The following is a 19626-nucleotide window of genomic DNA, read 5'->3' on the forward strand; positions in this document are numbered from 1 at the left end:
CGGAAGTTTTAGGCCCAATGGATTTGGTTTATATGATATGCTTGGTAATGTATGGGAGTGGTGTCAGGATATATATGCGAGTGATGCCTATAGTAAACATGTCCGTAATAATCCTATATATGCAGAGAGCGGCTCCTACCGGGTGGTTCGTGGCGGCAGCTGGCTCGACAGACCCGCCCTCGTTCGCTGTGCCATCCGTTACTGGGGCACGCCGGTCAACACGAATGGCTACTTGGGTTTCCGTCTTTCCAGGAAAAATTAACTTTTAGCTTTTTTACCTTTTTACCTTTTGGGGGCTTTTGGTCGTGTAATTCAACATTAGTGTGGGGTTTACAAAATATATAGACTTCCGGCGAAGCCGGAAAAATTTTTAAAAAATATTAAATATTTTAGGAGAGTTTTGTGGCAGTCAAAATACTTACTGTGCCCTTTGATAACGTAAACGAAACCTTCCATGATGATATATTAAACCAGTTTATGGCAGGCAATATTGTAAAACAGGTTAAATATGACTTTTTTATGTCATGTGCAAATCCCTACTGGACTGTATTTATAGAGTATGAGCCACTTTTTGATACATATGAGAATGAAGCATTGGAAGAGCTGAGTGCGGCTGAAAAAGAGCTATTAGAAAAACTGTTTGAATTTAGAAAAAAAATAGCTGAAAAAGATGGTTTGCCCTCTTTTATTGTAGCAACTAACAAGCAATTAAAAGATGTGGTAAAGAATCGTCCAATGACCATTGAACACCTTAAAATGATCAATGGTTTTGGAGCAAAAAAAGCAAAAAAATATGGCCATGCAATTATTAATATCGTGAAATCCTACTCTCCGGATAAGAAAACAAATATAAGAGTTGATAATAATAATGAAAAAGATAGCAAAAGTAGTATAAAAGATAAGCAGAATCCGGATACCCATATACAGAACCAGGATGAATTACCTTTTACACCTGACACATAATATAACAAAAAAAATCTCTTGATATTAAAACTTATGAGTCCAAGATATCCCATATTTGAACACTGGTACAAAACTCTTGACTGGATACTGGGAGCAATTGAAAAATACCCTAAAAATGCAAGATTTTCAATTGCATCCAGAATAGGAAGTATATCACTTGATGCCATGGAACTGTTAATTGAGGCCATTTACACAAAAAATAGAAAACCGATTCTGGATCAATTCAATATGCAGCTTGAAAAACTTCGCATTTTTTTCAGGCTGTCCCATGACAGACGTTATATATCAACGGTACAGTACGGATATATTTCAAAGGCCATAGATACTGCCGGAAAAATGGCAGGAGGCTGGAAAAAATCATGAGATCTTCCATGTTTGGTAAAACAATTTCCTTCTCCAATCTCCATGCTGCATATAAAAAAGCTGCATCAGGATGCCGGAAAAATAATGAACTTGCAAAATTTTACTACAATCTTGAAAAAGAGCTGATCAAACTCCAGGAAGAGTTGATATCTGGCAGATATCTTCCAGAAACATACAGATATTTCACAATATATGACCCCAAGGAAAGAACCATTGCTGTAGCACCCTTTCGGGACAGGGTCGTTCACCATGCCGTAGTGAATATTCTTGAACCTGTTTTTGAAAAACAGTTTGTTTTTGACTCATATGCCTGCAGAAAGGGAAAAGGTACCCATGCAGCAATTGAGCGGGCACAAAATTTTATCAGAAGACGTCCCTTTTATGTAAAAGCAGATATTTCAAAATATTTTGATAGTATTAATCACTCTATCCTTTTAAATCAAATTGTAAAAAAGATAAAAGACCAATACCTGATAGATCTTATTGAAAAAATCATTGCAGCATCCCATACTCCAGGGAAAGGTCTGCCAATAGGAAATCTGACAAGCCAGTTTTTTGCAAATTTGTACCTTGATGTATTTGATCATTACATGAAAGACCAATTGGGTATTAAGTGTTATATTAGATATATGGACGATTTTCTTCTATTTGGATGGTCAAATAAACAGGTAAAAGAAAGATTCACTTGGGCAGAACTCTTTCTTCAAGAAAAACTAAAGCTATCTTTAAAGACGAGGATCACCTATTATGGTAAAAGTAAACATGGAGTAACATTTCTTGGTATGAGAATATACCCTGGCACTATCAGAGTCAAATCGGAAAATCGAAAAAGAAGTATAAAAAGAATTATTAATAAACAGAGTCTTTGGCAAAAAGGTGAAATAAATGACGAACAACTTACATCTTCCTTGGAAAGTGTAATGGCACATTTACAATATTTCAATAAAATCAGATGTGAATTGAAAATGAGTAAATAGACAAAATCCCAGCAATGGGTGCCTGACCGTAAAAGCGGCTCCAACCGGGTGAATCGTGGCGGCAGCTGGAACAACAAACCCGCCAACGTTCGCTGTGCCAACCGTAACAGGAACACGCCGGACAACACGAATAACAACTTGGGTTTCCGTCTTTCCAGCACAGAAAAACAAGCAGAATCCTTGATCTTTACGGAGGCTTGGACGGTCTATTTTTCTGTCCAGGTCTGGTATCCAGATGGTTTGCCTGTTCTCTTTATTTAAAATCTATTGATAAAAATAAGACAACAATTTCATAACCATCAAAAAAAGCAGGATATAAAAGGGTTTTGTGCTTTTATGTAACAAAGTGCTTTTATATCCATTATTAAACTCGAAATCGACATCCTGATGGCTTTTTCGGTAGTTATTACATTTGTCTGAACCAGGATAAAAAGGATGTTCAGGATAGATAATCCTGCCTTATCCTGTTAATCTTGGGCATCCTGATTCAGACATTGTTTACAAGGCTCACAAGATTATATGTGTAAACTTTGAGTATAAAAACTAAGGAGCATCCATGACTGTTGATTTACCCAACCTTCCTACAGGCAAATCATCCTTTGAAAAAATTCGTACCAATGGAGATATTTATGTGGATAAGACCCGTCATATATTTCAAATGATAAATGATGGACAATATTACTTCATATCGAGACCAGGAAGGTTTGGAAAATCCCTTTTTATATCCACCCTGCGAAGCCTTTTTCAAGGGAGAAAGGAGCTGTTTGAAGGGCTGTGGATTTCAGAGAACAGAGTGTGGCAGTGGGAAAGTCACCCTGTAATATTGATAGATTTTAACCAGATCACCCTTAATAACAGCAGTGATTTTGAACGAGGGATTGCAATAAGCCTTGAAAATACAGGTAAACAATATGGAATAACTCTTAAAGAGACTTTTATTAAGGAGCGCTTTAAAGAGTTGATTACAGGCCTTTATGACAAGACCGGAATGCCAGTTGTAATTCTTGTTGACGAGTATGACAAACCCATAATTGAACATCTTGGCAGAGGGGATGAAGCCCTTGAAACGGCAAAGGCCAACCGTGATATTCTGCGTTCCTTTTTTGGGGTTATCAAGGGCGGTGATGTTGCCGATGTTTTGCGATTTGTATTTATTACAGGTGTCTCCAAATTCAGCCGTGTCTCCATATTTTCAGAACTTAATAATCTCACCGACCTTACCATGCACAAAAGATATGCCGAGATGTTCGGCTACACCCAGACCGAGCTTGAGAGCTGTTTTAAGGGGCATATCAACCGATTTGCCAGAGATTATGGGAAAACACACGAGCATATCATTGAAAAGATGCAAGCCATGTATAATGGATATCGCTTTTCAGAAGCCAATGTTCATGTCTATAACCCTTTTTCCGTCTTGAGGGCACTTGATGAGATGGCATTTAAAAAATACTGGTTTGAAACCGGTACTCCCACCTTTCTTGTTAATCTGCTCCGTGAAAAAAAATGGTACCCGCCTGTAATTGAAAACATGCACGCCACAGAATCTCTGTTCAGTGTTTATGAAATTGAAAGACTCCAGCCTGAAGCTCTGCTGTTCCAGACAGGTTACGTAACCATTAAAGAGATTAGAGGAAGCCTCTATACCTTTGATTATCCCAACAGAGAAGTAAAAACAGCATTTCTGGAAAACCTCTTTTTTTCATATACTGATGATGTTCAGGAAAGAGTGCTTTTTGCCCTGCTTGCTGAATATCTTGAAACTGAAGATTTAAATGGTTTTATTGACACCATGATCTCAATATACGAGTCCATACCCAATACCCTTGAGGGTAAACGGGATGAAGCCTATTTTCATACCATATTTTATCTTATGGTTTCAGCATCCGGAATAACAGCCAGAAGCGAAGTCTTGACATGCAAGGGAAGAATTGATCTTTTAATGGAATTTAAGGATAAAATTTACATTATTGAATTTAAATGCAACCAGAGTGCCGATGCTGCCATAAAACAGATTCGGGATAAAGGTTATGCTGTCCCCTACCTTAAAACAGGAAAAGATATCCATCTAATGGGCATTAACTTTGATTCTGAGAAACGCAATATATTGGATTGGAAGCATGAAGCATTCTTAAATAATTTAGATGGTTAAGCCTATTAATCATAATGAATCTCATATTCTGCCCCCCTGTAAAACTTTCCTGTACACAAAATAGAACCAAGCCCGAAAATGTTGCGTTTCCATTAACAGAGACTTGCCACGCCTGACACATGCCCCAAACCTGTGATTACCCGACAGCTATACCTTGATAGTATAGGATTTTCCATCTTTATCCTTCAAAAGCAGGTGGTTATGGAAAAGTCCGCCCGAAGGGCGCTAAGTTCCAAGAAAACTATGGTCGTTTAGCTGAAGATCAACAGGTATATGAAAGCACCAATTATTTTTTGCAAAAATATGTCCAGTTAATCAAATCTTTTGAGTATAAGCAAATAGAGTAAGCGGACATGGCGGACGTTAAGCAATCCCCGAATATGAAAATTTGTACCAATTTTCACGGTAATAAAAACGTCGAATCTCTTGCAGCTTAAATATAATTAGGAAAGGATTTTGCCAATGAAAAAATTTATCGCAACTAAAATCTTTAGTGGTGTAATTCTTGTTGCAGCAGCATTGATGCTGGTATCAACAATTATGATTCCTCAAATATATGGAAAGGATCAGAAGCCGGATATCGAAACCAAAGATGTCGTTGTCACAGAGGGAAATCAGAACAATAGTGAAAAACCCAAAAAACTTATAAATATAGCAGCATGGCTTAATAAAGCTGATGGGAGATATGTGGAGGGCGATGAAGCTCTCTTGTTTTACCAGGTAAACAGAGACAGCTATGTTTCCATATTTCTGTTTGAACCTTCGGGTGAGGTGGTACGCCTGTTTCCGAAAGAAAAAGAGCAGTTGAATTTTTCAGAAGGGGGAAGGGTTTATGATTTTAAGCTACCTTTAAAGGAAGGCTCACATATAAAGGAAGGCTCACATAGGATTAAGGTTGTTGCAACAATTGACCCATCCAATACATGGCAATCTGGCGTCAGCTATAAATCAGACAACGTTATCCACACAGGTACAATGGTTGTAATACCAATGTCATCGCCTGTTATGTTTGCAGACCAATATGGAAGCCGTTTTTTTTACACTTCCTGAAGATCGTTTTGATGAAAAGGTTCTTGATTTTTAAAATGAAATTTTTCAATACATAAACTATATTACACCATGAAAGGAAAATAGAATGAAAAAACAGATCATGCTTATTTTTATAACACTTCTAACAATAAATGCTGTTGCAGTATCTCTATTTGCTTCCCAGAGCAAGGATATCAATGTGCTTCCGGTTAACCACTCCAATCCCTTTGCCATTGATGTCTGGATTGATAAAAGCGCCGTAAATACAGGAGATTTCATTACTGTATCTTTCAGGGCTTCTGTGAACTGTTACCTTGTTCTTGTTGATCATGGATCATCAGGGAATATGAGTATCATCTATCCCAATCAGTTTTCAGGGCCTGACAATTACATTCAGGCCGGAAGGGTATATACTTTCCCAGCATCTGATGCCGGTTTTAAATTCAGGATTTCCGGCCCGGCCGGAGAGGAGAGTATCCTTGCCTATGCATCATTGAGATCCAATACCGTGGCCGAACGCCTTGGCCTCACCCGTGGCATATCAGGCTTTAAATCTGTGAATCAGAAGCAGTTTAAGGATATAGTTGTTGAAGAGAGCAGAAACAGCTCAAGTGGTGAGTGGGCTACAGCAAGAAGAGATTTCATGGTAATCGGTGGTTCCCAGGGAAGCGGCACCATTTACCAGCAGCCCCAATCCATCCAGGCAGATGAGCTCAGACCAAGCCCCAATGCATACAGTTCCATATTTCTCCTTTCAGTGGGAGTGAGTACAGGAGAGCTGAGGGGTTGCGAAAACGATGCCAGGGATTTTGCTCGGGTAATGGGAAGATCTCTTGGTGTTCCGACAGGAAATATTAAAATCATATCCGGTGAATCTGCAACATTAAACGGTATCCGCAAGGGATTTGAATGGGCAAGGCAGAATATGGACAGTAAGGATATGTTTATCTACTATTTCAGCGGCCATGGAAGTTACATTGCAGACAATAACGGCGATGAGGTAGATGGTTATGATGAAGTACTCCTTCCTTATGGTTTTAACGCAAATGACATAACCACCATGATCATTGATGATGAGCTTGGCCAGTGGCTCATGAAAATTCCTGGAAACAAAAAAGTGGCCATTATAGATGCCTGTCACAGTGGTACCATTACAAAAGCAGTAAATAACTGGAAAACAAAATCATATAAAGGCGGTGTTTTAGGGCAGGGAAAACCTTCGGCCTCCATAGTATCAAAAAGCGGACATGGCACAGGCGAATTTGGCCAGGCACTGCTTGCAGCCACTACAGATGCCCTGCAAGCCCTGGAGATAAACGGCAGGGGGCTTTTTACGTTTGAAATGATTAAGGCCATTGAGGGCGGGGCACCTGATCTCAACAGTGCTTTTAAAATGTCGAGGGCAAGGGTACTGGAGTTGTCTGCAAAACAGCAAGACCCTGTTATCACCGATCCGGCCGGCTTGTCATCAAAGATACTTTTTCGATGATGAAATCGGCCATATTCAGATAACCCCCCATGATTGCTGACGCATGACAATGGTGCATTAAAGTCTCGATATATCAGCATGTTATGGAGGTTTTTAAATAAACAATGGAGGGCATAAATTGAAAAAATTAATTGCGGGCACAATCATGATCTGTGCCATATTGTTGTTTACATCCTGTGCTGGTCTAAGGGTTCAGGATAATCCAGGAGCATCATTTCAGATAAAGAATGTGGTGGATCAAACCCCGCCATTGAAGGTTGGAGATCCTGTGGTGGTAACGGTTACGGCAGACAGGGATTGCTATCTTCATGTTTACTATCTGTCGGGCAGCGGCAATATTCGCCAGATTTTTCCGGATAACCGAATGTCTGGAAATATGATAAGAGGCGGCACAAAGACCGTAATTCCACCCTATGGAAGCAACTATATGCTCACACTTATGCATCCTCCTGTACAGGAGAGTATTCTGAGCGTGGCCACCCTGGAACCATTAAACCCAATTCCGCAGCACTATATGGACTATTCAGGCGTTATTCCACGTATAAAAATGTCGCACAGGCAATTTGACAGGAGAATCGCAAAAAGTCTTGAAAAAATCCTGCCAACAACCTGGGCTGTGGACAGAACCTACTTCACATATGGCCCTTAGGAATGAGTAAACCGTCATGGCCAGAGTCCGGCCACCCCTGATCATGGAAATAATGTATCTATTTCCACGGTAAAAATCCTGAGTATCCTGTAAATCCTGGTTATCCTGATTCAGACAAATTCAATAAATGCCAAAAAGCCAACAAGATGTCGATTTTGAATTATTAATCCTGCCTTAACCTGTTAATCCTGTGCATCCTGATTCTGACAAAGTCACGGAAGAAAGATGACACACTTATAATTATTTTTAACCATTTATCTTAAAAAGGAAAATTAAAATGACTAAAAAAATTTCCATCACCTGTTTTTTTCTATTCACCCTTTGTTTTATATCTCTGATGCCTACTTTTGGAGCTGAGTCCAAAGATATTCAGGTACAGCAAAGCTTCCAGGCGATACAGAACCCTGAACCTGATTTTGGAATCACCGTATGGGTTGATCATGAAAGCAATACATATAACATTGGAGAATCCATTACCTTTTATTTTAAAAGCAACAGGGACTGCTATGTTCACCTTTTGGACATAGGAACAAGTGGTAAGGTGACATTAATATATCCTAATCAGTTTGCCACAGACAATTTTATAAAAGGGGGGCAAACATATAAACTTCCGGCTCCTGAAACTTTTCAGTTTGTGGCATCAGGTCCTGAGGGAACTGAGATGGTAAAGGCAATAGCAACCCTTAAAAGGACAGATCTTGCAAATCTGCCCGGGGCAAGGAATGCAGGTGCTTTTAAAGCCTTTGACAAAGACGGCACTGTTGTTGCCAAGGATATTCAGGTGACATTGAACCAGACACCTCCAAAACAGTGGGCAGAGTATGGAAAGGTTATTAAAATTGTCAGAAAAAACAGCGGGCCTGTTCCTGTGTCAGAAACAGCTCCTGCACCCCAGCCACAGCAATCATATACAGCATTTGGAACAACCCTTTGGACCAGCAAACATACATACAGGGCAGGTGCGTCTGTAAGGTTCTTTTTTACTACAAACAGAGATGCCTATGTCACCCTTGTAAGTATAGGTACAAGTGGAGAGGTAAGGATTCTTTTTCCCAACCGTTTTTCCCAGAACAATTATTGCACAGCCGGTACAACATATACAATTCCTGGGGAGAATGCACCAGAAAAGTATGTGGTTACAGGACCCTCCGGAACTGAGACTGTAAAAATTATTGCAGCTCAGAACCAGTTTTCTCTTTCAGCTTCTCCCTATGATTATACAAAATCTGCTTATCCGGCCCTTGCTAAAACTCCTGAACAGGTCACCAAGGATATTGAAGTTATCTCCACCAGTGAATCCACCGGCAGGTATTTTGATGAGGCAACCATGACGATTCAGATTATCCAGTAGTGTTGATGGAGAGGAGGCAGAAGGTGAACTGAAAAGAATGAAAAGCAGAGGGGGCGAATCCCATATTCGCCCTGAAATCAATAGAGCCGGAGGGTGGATGAAACGGATTTGCTGTTTGGTTATGCTTATAATGGGCATACATACGGGAATAGAAATAGATAATTGTAATATTGCGTCTGCTGAGAATCGTGCCCTTCTTGTGGGGATAGGCAAATATCAGATTTCAGCGGTAAACCTTGAGGGCATTGATATTGATATTACCAATATGACGAAAATTGCTCAAAAGATGGGCTTTAAAAGGGAGCAGATCAAAATTGTCATGGATGAAGATGCTACCCTGAACGGGATTGAGAAAGCATTTGAAGAGTGGCTCATCCAGGGGACTTCTGACTCAGACAAGGTGTTTGTCTATTACAGCGGGCATGGAGCATATATAGAGGATAAAAACGGAGATGAGAAGGATCACCTTGATGAAATACTGGTACCTTACGATACTGTTGTAAACAGTGATGATCTGCTTCAAAATATACTTGTTGATGACCATATTGGTGAGCTTGTACAAAAGATTCCTGCCGGACAGATTGTTTTTATGCTGGATTCCTGTCATAGCGGCACAGCCATAAAATCCCTTGCCAGCCAGGATAAATTCTTTCCATTGACTCTATCATCCAGAGTATTTGCTGAAAAAGGTGGAAATCTTGGGGAGAAGAGCTTTACAATAAAGGAGATAACTGAAAAGTGCATACTTCTTGCGGCAGCTCAGGATGATGAAACTGCACAGGCTTCTAAGGAAGGAAGCCTTTTTACCCTTGGTGTGCTGAAGGCTTTCAGTGATTCAACAGGTTTCCTTACCCTTAAGGATATAGAGGATGTTTCCAGAAAGTATATTCTGAATAACCTGCCGCCGGAGAAGGTTCACAGGCCAAATCTCATGGGCAATGGTAAACTGAAAGATATCAATCTCATTGGCTGGTGTGGGCAGTCGCCCTCTACAGAAATTCCTTCATCATCTTCATCATCTTCATCGTCTTCATCATCTTCTTCATCTTCATCATTTGAAGCCATGAACGAGCTGATCAGCAGGAGACACTTCGCACTTGATATATGGGTAAAGTCAAATATACAAAAGCTTGGAGATATACAGGAGATTCGGTTTACTCCTCCCCAGAATGGCTATGTTAACATAATTGAAGTTGCTGAAGATGATGAGGCCATAACCGTACTCTTTCCAAACAGATATCATCCTGAAAATTATGTTAAAACAGGTGGTACCATTACAATACCTGACCAAGGGGACGGTTTTCGGCTAAGAGCAGTGGAAAAAGGCAAAACCATGCTTGTGGTTGTCTTGACTGATGCAGATATAAACGGATACAGGGACGGCATGAAGGCCGGCAGTGCCATGTTCAGCGAATTGTCAAAAAAATCCAGATATAAAATCGAAGAAGCCGGTGCAAAGGGAAGATTGGGGGCAGGGTATCTGTTCGTTGAGATAAGGTAGTGCTTTGTCAAAGCTAAAAATTAGGGTGCAAGGAGCAACAATGATTTATTACACCAGCCACAGAAGAAACTTTTTTTTTGGTATAAAAAATGACTATATAGTGATGTCAATTGCTATTTTTCTTTTTTTTAACATGATTTTGGTTTTCCCCATGAAAAATTCCGCAGCATCACAAAATGAGACCGCTATTTTAAGAGATATTCCCAAAGGTATGATTGGGCTGTATCAGGAGAATAGAAAAAAAGGTATTCCCAACTACATTACAGAGGATTTTATACTTTTATCCCACGCCATGGTAATAAACCAGTCAATCACAATGATGGAGCAGGATCTTATTCTGCCGGCTTTCAAAGAACTTATGGATAGCCTGATCACCATATACAGGGAAAATGAAGCACAACAAGAAATTTTAAACTATCTTCTGGTGATTCAAAATCTTCTTGACGGCAAGGGAGTACAAGATAAGGAAGAGATCAAACAATCTGGCAGGGAAACAGAGGATAATAATCCATCGGAAACACAAAAGATGAGTGCAAAAGGGACAACCTCCATTCCCCCTGAGGTGGAAAAGGAGCTTGAAAAAATACGTGCTGCCCAGGGCATATACTTTTCAGATATTATGCAGCAGAAGATGGATTATACCCAGTTCATGGTAAGGGGAAAATACACCATGACCCAAGAGCTTTCTGCATATTTCCAGGCTATGAAATATGCAGGAGTTGCACTTTTCCCGGTGGTTGCCAGTAAATCTACAGGTATCACCTCCTCCCAGGCCGATCTTTTAACATCCTGTGCCGTCTCCATGATAAAAACCATCAATTCAAGCGATCAGCTACAAACAGCCTACCAGCAGCTCCTTGATACCCTGAAACTCATTTTCGGCCCCGTTGATGATCTTGTTTTTCAGGATTACCTCCATGTTATTGAAAATTCCCTGCAATATGACAACAATAAAGAGTTAAATATTACAAATTTAAGGGAAAATCTTCTGAAACATGCCACTAAAAACAACAAAAAACCCTCAATTATTTCAGGTATTGTGGATATTAACCGCCTGGAAAAAGGGCGAACCGCACAGGATGTCATGACCGGTTTTCGATTTATGCCCTCCCGCTATACTCCAGACAGTGCTGCCATGCAGCAGCTTGTGTTCCACAATGTAAAGGATTATCTCGGAGAGAAAAAACCCTTTACCATGGGAAGCATCAACGGAAAAGCGGTAAAGGCATTTCCAATGGGTGCAGAGATTATGGCTCTTCTTGGCTCCACAGAAGCCGTAAAAATCCTAATAAAAAATGATGAAACCAATTATCAGAATTATGGAGATGCAGGAAAAAATGCTGAACAATTTCTTACATCCCCCACATCTGTTGTCAGTAATATACCATTCATAAATCTGGAGATAATCCGTAAATGGCTTGCTGCCCCTGAAGATTCCCTGAACAGTATTGATAAAACAGAGGTAATTGATGCAAAAAGACGCTTGAACAGTTCCCTGGGATTCTGGACATTTAACCGTTACATCAATATGTTATATGCAAAACAGTCCTACACATCCATGGCAAAATCTTTTTCCATGACATTGGAGAGAGACTGGGCATGGCTGGCACCGGCAACATCACTTTATATAAACCTTGAAAAGCAGATACTTGATCTGAAAAAAATAATAGAAGGGAAATCAGAATTCTCCGCAACCCTGGATCAATATGTTGTGATCCTTGGAGAATGCATGGACATTGCCCAAAAAGAGACAGAAAACAAGCCGTTAAACGACAGGGATATAAATTTTCTCAACAACCTGGACAGACAGATTAAAAACATTACAAAATTTTCTGATTCTCCCATTGTGGTGGATGTGCATACAGAACCAAACAGCGGCATGGTTTTAGAAGAGGCATTGGGATATCCAAAGGAAATTTTCAGGGAAAAAGGAGGGAAAAAGGCTCGTGGAGTACTTTTTAACTACTTTGAATTCAAATATCCCATGGAAAAAAGATTAAATGACAGCCAGTGGCAGAAATTGCTTGAAGCCCGTGATTTAAAGCTGATTCTCTCTCCTGCAAGCACAAGCATGGCAATGCCTTGAAATAATATTCACGGTTAAAGACTCAAAATCGACATCTTATTGCTTTTTCAGCAGTTATTGCATTTGTCTGAATTAGGATAACCAGGATTAACAAGATGTTCAGGATAGATAACCCTGCCTTATCTTTGTTAATCCTGGGCATCCTGATTCAGACAGTCTTGACAAGGCTTAAAAGATCATAGGTGTCGATTTTGAGTTAAAGAAGGAGAAAATCATTGAAAAATATTAAGATTACGCTATTTGTTTTTTATTGCATATTTACAATTGCCATCTTCCCCTCAACTGTTTTCCCTGAATGCAGTGACATGAAAAATCTTTATCAACATGCCCTGAAACAAGATGATTCAAGCCGGAAAATATCCATGCTGGAGAAAGTTAGGGTGGAGTGTCCTGGTAATTTTGTGGTATTCTATGAACTGGGCAAGGCCATCCACACGCTATGCATGGAGAAAAATCTACCCCCTGAAGATGAACTCTGGGCAAAGGCAATTATCCAGTTTAAAGATGTACTCACAACTCTTGCCAATATTCAGAGCCTTGCAGAGCAGCAAAAAAAACTGAAAGCTGGAACCTGTGTCCATCTTGGCGAAATTTATGAAAGAGTAAACAATATTTATCTTGCAAAATTTTATTACAAAATGGCCATCTCAATAATCCCTTTTAAGATGGCTGAAGAGCGCCTGATTGACCTTGAATACCATCATAGTACAAAAGGATTGGATGAACAGGAGATCATGCTTGGTTTCAAAACAGCAAAAGCCTATGGCGTGGAACCAACTGTGGATATTCCCATCCATTTTGAGTATGATTCATCAATGTTAACCAGTACACCAGGCCAAGACGGGGCAGGCGGTGGGATTTCCGGTATTGAACAGGCGGGAAAACTTGGCAATGTTATTTCAGCACCAGGATTTTCTCAAAACAGCTTTCTTCTCATAGGTCATACAGACATACACGGCTCTGATGCCTATAATGACAAGCTCTCACGGGAGCGTGCGGAAAGTGTAAAACGCTACCTTGTTGATAATTTCAATATCCCTTCTCACCGCATAACCACAAGGGGCGATGGCAAAAGAAATCTTAAAATACAGGGCTCTTCGGAAAAAATTGATGCAATTAACCGCAGGGTGGAGATTGTTATAATAAATTAAATCCAGGGAAGGGATTAGATTACTCAAAATCGATACCAATAACCTCTTGAGCCTTGTCAATATTGTCTGAATCAGGATGCCCAGGATGACCAGGATGCCCAGGATGACCAGGATGCCCAGGATGCCCAGGATGCCCAGGATGATAATGATTTACAGGATGATAATGATTTACAGGATAAAAATCCTGAGCATCCTGTAAATCCTGGTTATCCTGATTCAGACAAATGCAATAAATAAATGCCGGGAAAAATGCCGGGAAAGCCAAGAAAATGTCTATTTTGAGTGTAACAAAAGGAGGCAATTACAAAAAATGAGACCAGGAAAAACTTCTAAAACAATTCTGTTTTTATCGTTAATTCTCTTTTTTACATCACTGTCCATTGCCTTTGCGGAAAAGCGGATAGCCCTTGTAATAGGCAATGCAGCTTATAAATCCTCACCTCTGGCAAACACTGTAAATGATGCTGTGGATATGGAAGCAAATCTGAAAAAATGCAATTTTGATGTTATCAAAATCACCAATGCAGACCAGAAAACCATGGATAGTGCAATAGACCGTTTCTATAAGAATCTCAAAAAATCTGATACAGGTCTCTTTTACTTTTCAGGGCATGGAATGCAGGTGGATGGTGAGAATTATCTTATCCCCATTGGTGCAAATATAAAAAGCGAATCTGATGTAAAATATGAGGCGGTAAATGCAGGAAGGATCCTTGGCAGGATGAAGGATGCAGCAACTCCCCTTAATATAATGATACTGGATGCCTGCCGCGATAATCCCTATAAAAGCTTTTTCAGATCCTCATCAAGGGGACTTGCCCGCATGAATGCCCCAAAAGGTGCGATTGTGGCCTATGCAGCAGCACCAGGCTCTGTGGCTTCCGATGGCGTAGATAGGGGCAGAAACGGAGTTTTCACAAAACATTTTCTCAATAATATGATGAAACCCGGATGGGCCATTGAAAAGGTTTTAAAGCAGACACGTATAGCTGTATCAGAAGAGACAGGCGGTAAACAGATTCCGGAAGAGAGATCACTTTTGACAGGGGATTTCATCTTTCTTGCCGGTGGTTATTCTGTGGTTGAATCCCCAGTAACCACAACCACAACAGTCACCTCCGCAGCTACAGGTTCACTGAATGTAAAAACAGAACCGCCAGGTGCAACCATCTTTCTGGATGACAAAAAACAGGGACGAGCTCCTGTTACAATATCAGGTCTTGAATCAGGCAATTATAAAATAAAGGCTGAGCTTGATAACTACATCCCCCAGGAGAAGAAATTAAAAATCAATAATAACCGCAAGGCAGTTATATCTTTTTTCCTTGATCCCCTCTCCACAAAGGCAAAAATCTTTGTAAACACCACTCCGCCGGACTCCCAGGTTCGTATAATGAATATTGTGGATAAGTTTTATAATGGAATAGAGCTTGATAATGGCAGATATGAGATAGAAGTATCCAAAGATGGATATAAGATGAAGACCCAGTGGGTGGAGATACAAAATGGAGAGGATCTGGATTTGTATGTGGAGCTTGAAAAGGAAGAGAAGGTGGTTATCCATAACACATCCGCGTCTGTAGGCATGAATACACCCGATGCCGGTGATATTTGGAAAGAACCTGTGACAGGCATGGAGTTTGTCTGGGTTCCTGGTGGATGTTACATGATGGGCAGTAATTCAGGAGAATCCGATGAAAAGCCTGTGCACGAGGTTTGCCTGGATGGTTTCTGGATGGGGAAATATGAGGTTACCCAGGGTCAGTGGCAAAAGATAATGGGCAATAACCCTTCATCTTTTAGAAAAGGCGATGATTATCCAGTGGAAACTGTTTCATGGAATGATGCTCAGCAGTTTATCAGCAAATTAAATAGTGCAGGCGCAAAGATTTTTAGTTTGCCAACAGAAGCCCAGTGGGAATATGCAGCAAGAAGCGGAGGTAAAAATCAGGAGTATTCAGGCAGTAATTCCATTGATTCCGTTGCATGGTATGGGAGTAACAGTGGCGGAAGTACCCACCGTGTTGGAACTAAAGCTGCAAATGGTTTAGGCATATATGACATGAGTGGAAATGTCTGGGAGTGGTGTCAGGACATATATGCAAAGGATGCTTACAGTAAACATGTCCGTAATAATCCTATATATGCAGAGAGCGGCTCCAACCGGGTGTTTCGTGGCGGCAGCTGGATCAACGTACCCGCCTACGTTCGCTGTGCCAGCCGTAACGGGGACACGCCGGACTTCACGGATAGCAGCTTGGGTTTCCGTCTTTCCAGGAAAAATTAACTTTTAGCTTTTTTACCTTTTTACCTTTTGGGGGTTTTTGGTCGCGGAGTTCAACAACATCCTTGGGTTTGTCAAATATATAGACTTCCGGCGAAGCCGGAAATTTTTTTTAAAAAAATGAGATATGTTTGGTTACTCAAAAACGACACCTATGAGCTTTTGGACCTTGTCAATACTGTCTGAATCAGGATGCCCAGGATAACCAGGATTTACAGGATAAAAATCTTGAGCATCCTGTAAATCTCGGTTATCCTGATTCAGACAAATTCAATATTCAGACAAATTCAATATTCAGATAAATTCAATAAATGCCAAAAAAGCCAACAAGATGTCGATTTTGAGAGCTTATGGGTAATGTGATGGAGAATAAAAAAAGCAATAGGGCAACATCAATCCGCTGGCACAAGCTTCTTGGTCGAATGCTTGAGGAACTTCTGACACCTCTGAATATCACGGTGTTGACAGATATCTCTGTGATGACAGATCCACCCGAGGCAGATATCCTTTTAATAAGGCGTGATTTGCCTAAGTGGACATATGATCAGCTTTGTCGCCTTCCTGACGGGATAAGGGACACAGGTGCAAATCATATTCTTGTTGAGTTCAAGTTTACGGAATCCTTTAACAGAAATACGCTGAATCAGGCACTGGCATATGATACTTTTTTCAGGCGATCCCAGCAGTCGCTTAAAGAAAAGGATATTCAGACATTTGTCTTATGCTCCAAAACACCATTAAAGGCATCACGGGAGGAGTTTGGATACACGGAAATTTACAAGTCTGCTATTTATCACAGTACCAACCCTATGCTTGACAGGCTTTTTCTGATTGTCATCAATGAGTTATCTGATGCGACCCATAACGATTTTGTGAGATGCTTTTCAAGCAGAAAAACGAAAAGGTGGCATGCATTCAAGAGAATAATAAAATCTGGGAGTCAACGTATTTCCATAGCATTTCTTTATTTTATAAGCGGCATAATAAAACTTATGAGCAGCAGGGAAAAGGAGAGCTTTATCATGGAACAACAAGAGATAACTCCTGATGTTGTCATGGAGATAGGAAAGGAACTTTACGAGGCAATGCTGGATGGGCTGAGCATTGATGATTTTATGGAAAGGTTCAGCGCTGAAGAGGTGCTTTCAAGATACAAACCGGAAGCGGTGCTATCGAGGTACAAACCTGAAGAGCGCTTGTCAGGATTAAAACCTGAAGAGCGCCTGTCAGGATTAAGTCTGAAGGAAATTGAGGCTTATCTAAAAAAAATGAAAAATCAAAAAGAGAACTGAGACATCCTCATCCCTGAAGGTACATCAGCATGAAATATTCTGAATATTTTAAGAAGACATTGCTCATATTCCTAATCCTGATCTTACAGGGAGTTTTTATTACCCGTAACCATAGTTTTGCATCATCTGATGAAGGGAATGGAAGGAGAGCCAGTCGTGTTGCCCTTGTTGTCGGCAATGGTGCATATGAATTGGCACCCCTTAAAAATCCTGTGAATGATGCAGTTGATATGAGGAATGCGCTTGAAAAATCAGGTTTTACTGTCATTTTAAAGGTAAATGCTGACAAGGCTTCCATGCTTTTTGCACTTGATGAATTCAGTTCACATTTAAGGCATTCCGAGGCTTCCCTTTTTTACTATGCCGGACATGGAATGCAGATAAACGGCAACAATTACCTTATCCCACTGAATGCTCATATAACATCGGAAACAGATGTTGAGTTTGCTGCTGTCAATGCAGGCAGGGTACTTGGCAAGATGGAAAATGCCGGTAATGCTGTTAACATTGTAATTCTTGATGCATGCAGGGCAAATCCTTTCAAGAGAAGTTTCAGGGTTTCAGAGAGGGGGCTTGCTCGCATGAAAGCACCTGTCGGCTCCATACTTGCTTATGCTACGGCACCTGGTTCTGTTGCAGCAGATGGTTCTGGACGAAACGGCCTTTATACTTCTAAATTAATTCATTACATGATGATTCAGGGCTTAAAGATTGAAGAAGTACTTAAGAAAACTCGTGCAGATGTGATGCTGGAGGCACGAAACCTTGGAACAGATCAGGTACCATGGGAATCATCTTCTTTGACCGGTGATTTTTATTTTATTCCACCGCGTTCAGAAGGAAGTTCAAAACATGAATTGCCTGAACCTGTAAATTCAAGCATCACTGATTTTAATGAAAATGCTTCTGAAATAACAAAAAGAGAAGGCGAAAGTTCATTAAAGGCAGAATTTCTTTTCTGGCAGTCCATCATGAACTCCCATAACAGGAGACTTTTTGAAGCATATATCAAAAAATATCCTGAGGGAGATTTTGTAGATATCGCAAAAATCAAACTTGAAGATTACAGCACTGACGAACCAGAAGCTGAACCAGAGCCTGATCAACAATCACAACGGGAAAAAGAACAGACCAGTAATAAACCAAATTCTGCACAACCGGATAATGAATCTCAATCAATACAGCTTATTTCTTCTGTACAGACAGGTGTCATATCTCCGATGAAAACAGATGATTTACAGGAAGCGCAATCTCAACAACAGCCTCAATCACAGCCGGAAATAGCTGTTGTCTCCTCTTCTGCAACAAAGGAGATTCCCAATGGCACACTCCATGTGGATACCATCCCAGAAGATTCCAGGATAAGGATTATGAATATTAAACCCAAATATTATTCCGGCATAGAGCTTGTACCCGGCAAATACCATATTGAGGTATCCAGAGCAGGATACCGCACCAGATATCAATGGAAAAACATTGAACCAGGTCAGGAACTTGTTGTTTCTTTGGAATTGGAAAAGCTGCCTTCTCCAACTGAAACTTCTGTTGAATTTGAGAAATTGTCGTCCACACCAGAAGCTGGTGATACCTGGAGAGAACCTGTGACAGGCATGGAGTTTGTCTGGGTTCCTGGTGGATGTTACATGATGGGCAGTAATTCAGGAGACTCCGATGAACAACCAGTGCACGAGGTTTGCCTGGATGGTTTCTGGATAGGGAAATATGAGGTTACCCAGGGTCAGTGGAAAAAGATAATGGGCAATAACCCTTCATCTTTTAGAAAAGGCGATGATTATCCAGTGGAAAAGGTTTCATGGTATGATGCTCAGCAATTTATCAGCAAATTAAATAAGGCAGGCGGAAAGGCTTTTAGCTTGCCAACAGAAGCCCAGTGGGAATATGCAGCAAGAAGCGGGGGTAAAAATCAGGAGTATTCAGGCAGTAATTCCATTGATTCCGTTGCATGGTATGGGAGTAACAGTGGCGGAAGTACCCACCGTGTTGGAACTAAAGCTGCAAATGGTTTAGGCATATATGACATGAGTGGAAATGTCTGGGAGTGGTGTCAGGACATATATGCAAAGGATGCTTACAGTAAACATGCTCGTAATAATCCTGTATATGCAGGAAGCGGCTCCGGCCGGGTGGTTCGTGGCGGCAGCTGGGGCAACGAACCCGCATACATTCGTTGTGCCGGCCGTGACTGGTTCGCGCCTGGCGACACGGATCGCGACCTGGGTTTCCGTCTTTTCAGGAAAAATTAATTTTTAGCTTTTTTACCTTTTAGGTACTTTTGGTCGTTTGGTTCGACATTGGCGTGATGTTTACGAAATATATAGACT

16 protein-coding genes are annotated in these 19626 nt (G+C 40.6%); all 16 read left to right on the forward strand.

Features of this window, described 5'->3' with window-relative positions:
- Positions 1-262, forward strand: a 262-nt coding sequence (locus tag MTBBW1_RS11750) for a formylglycine-generating enzyme family protein (RefSeq protein WP_139786748.1), incomplete at its 5' end; no start/stop codon positions are given.
- 140 nt (positions 263-402) lie between these two features.
- Positions 403-963: an HRDC domain-containing protein gene (locus MTBBW1_RS11755; RefSeq protein WP_080803813.1), complete on the forward strand. Its 561-nt coding sequence runs from the start codon at positions 403-405 to the stop codon at positions 961-963.
- Positions 964-996: 33 nt separating this feature from the next.
- The gene (gene avd, locus MTBBW1_RS11760) at positions 997-1326 is read left to right on the forward strand and encodes a diversity-generating retroelement protein Avd (protein WP_080803816.1); all 330 of its coding nucleotides are present in this window, start codon (positions 997-999) and stop codon (positions 1324-1326) included.
- Entirely contained in the window at positions 1323-2303 is a 981-nt protein-coding gene (locus MTBBW1_RS11765) for a reverse transcriptase/maturase family protein (protein ID WP_080803819.1), read from the forward strand. Before avd ends, MTBBW1_RS11765 begins: the two co-directional genes overlap by 4 nt.
- Before the next feature lie 18 nt (positions 2304-2321).
- The gene (locus MTBBW1_RS30350) at positions 2322-2564 is read left to right on the forward strand and encodes an SUMF1/EgtB/PvdO family nonheme iron enzyme (RefSeq protein ID WP_139786749.1); all 243 of its coding nucleotides are present in this window, start codon (positions 2322-2324) and stop codon (positions 2562-2564) included.
- Positions 2565-2859: 295 nt separating this feature from the next.
- A complete protein-coding gene (locus tag MTBBW1_RS11770; RefSeq protein ID WP_080803822.1) occupies positions 2860-4452 on the forward strand; it encodes an ATP-binding protein in 1593 nt (530 codons plus the stop codon).
- Between the two features lie 462 nt (positions 4453-4914).
- On the forward strand, positions 4915-5502 hold the full coding sequence (locus tag MTBBW1_RS11775; RefSeq protein ID WP_080803826.1) for a DUF4384 domain-containing protein: 588 nt from the start codon (positions 4915-4917) through the stop codon (positions 5500-5502).
- Between the two features lie 85 nt (positions 5503-5587).
- The gene (locus MTBBW1_RS11780; protein ID WP_080803828.1) at positions 5588-6970 is read left to right on the forward strand and encodes a DUF4384 domain-containing protein; all 1383 of its coding nucleotides are present in this window, start codon (positions 5588-5590) and stop codon (positions 6968-6970) included.
- Between the two features lie 118 nt (positions 6971-7088).
- Positions 7089-7619 carry a DUF4384 domain-containing protein gene (locus MTBBW1_RS11785; RefSeq protein ID WP_080803831.1) on the forward strand — a complete coding sequence of 177 codons (531 nt, stop codon included), beginning with the start codon at positions 7089-7091 and terminating at the stop codon, positions 7617-7619.
- A gap of 277 nt (positions 7620-7896) precedes the next feature.
- On the forward strand, positions 7897-8970 hold the full coding sequence (locus MTBBW1_RS11790) for a DUF4384 domain-containing protein (protein ID WP_080803834.1): 1074 nt from the start codon (positions 7897-7899) through the stop codon (positions 8968-8970).
- A 37-nt stretch (positions 8971-9007) separates the two neighbouring features.
- Positions 9008-10471: a caspase family protein gene (locus MTBBW1_RS11795; protein ID WP_080803837.1), complete on the forward strand. Its 1464-nt coding sequence runs from the start codon at positions 9008-9010 to the stop codon at positions 10469-10471.
- Positions 10472-10511: 40 nt separating this feature from the next.
- Positions 10512-12557, forward strand: coding sequence for a DUF3160 domain-containing protein (locus MTBBW1_RS11800; RefSeq protein WP_080803840.1), 2046 nt, complete (start codon positions 10512-10514; stop codon positions 12555-12557).
- A gap of 215 nt (positions 12558-12772) precedes the next feature.
- Positions 12773-13708: an OmpA family protein gene (locus MTBBW1_RS11805; protein ID WP_080803843.1), complete on the forward strand. Its 936-nt coding sequence runs from the start codon at positions 12773-12775 to the stop codon at positions 13706-13708.
- 310 nt (positions 13709-14018) lie between these two features.
- Positions 14019-15995 carry an SUMF1/EgtB/PvdO family nonheme iron enzyme gene (locus MTBBW1_RS11815; RefSeq protein WP_080803850.1) on the forward strand — a complete coding sequence of 659 codons (1977 nt, stop codon included), beginning with the start codon at positions 14019-14021 and terminating at the stop codon, positions 15993-15995.
- Positions 15996-16354: 359 nt separating this feature from the next.
- Positions 16355-17284 carry a hypothetical protein gene (locus MTBBW1_RS11820; RefSeq protein ID WP_080803853.1) on the forward strand — a complete coding sequence of 310 codons (930 nt, stop codon included), beginning with the start codon at positions 16355-16357 and terminating at the stop codon, positions 17282-17284.
- Between the two features lie 29 nt (positions 17285-17313).
- Positions 17314-19548 carry an SUMF1/EgtB/PvdO family nonheme iron enzyme gene (locus MTBBW1_RS11825; RefSeq protein WP_080803857.1) on the forward strand — a complete coding sequence of 745 codons (2235 nt, stop codon included), beginning with the start codon at positions 17314-17316 and terminating at the stop codon, positions 19546-19548.
- Positions 19549-19626: the final 78 nt, after the last annotated feature.

The sequence above is a fragment of the Desulfamplus magnetovallimortis genome (assembly GCF_900170035.1).
Lineage (GTDB): Bacteria > Desulfobacterota > Desulfobacteria > Desulfobacterales > Desulfobacteraceae > Desulfamplus > Desulfamplus magnetovallimortis.

What these genes read in the sequence shown, in the direction of transcription:
- avd (WP_080803816.1), top strand. Translation starts at nt 997, where the DNA reads ATGAGTCCAAGATATCCCATATTTGAACACTGGTACAAAACTCTTGAC.
- MTBBW1_RS11765 (WP_080803819.1), top strand. Translation starts at nt 1,323, where the DNA reads ATGAGATCTTCCATGTTTGGTAAAACAATTTCCTTCTCCAATCTCCAT.
- MTBBW1_RS11770 (WP_080803822.1), top strand. Translation starts at nt 2,860, where the DNA reads ATGACTGTTGATTTACCCAACCTTCCTACAGGCAAATCATCCTTTGAA.
- MTBBW1_RS11775 (WP_080803826.1), top strand. Translation starts at nt 4,915, where the DNA reads ATGAAAAAATTTATCGCAACTAAAATCTTTAGTGGTGTAATTCTTGTT.
- MTBBW1_RS11780 (WP_080803828.1), top strand. Translation starts at nt 5,588, where the DNA reads ATGAAAAAACAGATCATGCTTATTTTTATAACACTTCTAACAATAAAT.
- MTBBW1_RS11790 (WP_080803834.1), top strand. Translation starts at nt 7,897, where the DNA reads ATGACTAAAAAAATTTCCATCACCTGTTTTTTTCTATTCACCCTTTGT.
- MTBBW1_RS11795 (WP_080803837.1), top strand. Translation starts at nt 9,008, where the DNA reads ATGAAAAGCAGAGGGGGCGAATCCCATATTCGCCCTGAAATCAATAGA.
- MTBBW1_RS11800 (WP_080803840.1), top strand. Translation starts at nt 10,512, where the DNA reads ATGATTTATTACACCAGCCACAGAAGAAACTTTTTTTTTGGTATAAAA.
- MTBBW1_RS11815 (WP_080803850.1), top strand. Translation starts at nt 14,019, where the DNA reads ATGAGACCAGGAAAAACTTCTAAAACAATTCTGTTTTTATCGTTAATT.
- MTBBW1_RS11820 (WP_080803853.1), top strand. Translation starts at nt 16,355, where the DNA reads ATGGAGAATAAAAAAAGCAATAGGGCAACATCAATCCGCTGGCACAAG.
- MTBBW1_RS11825 (WP_080803857.1), top strand. Translation starts at nt 17,314, where the DNA reads ATGAAATATTCTGAATATTTTAAGAAGACATTGCTCATATTCCTAATC.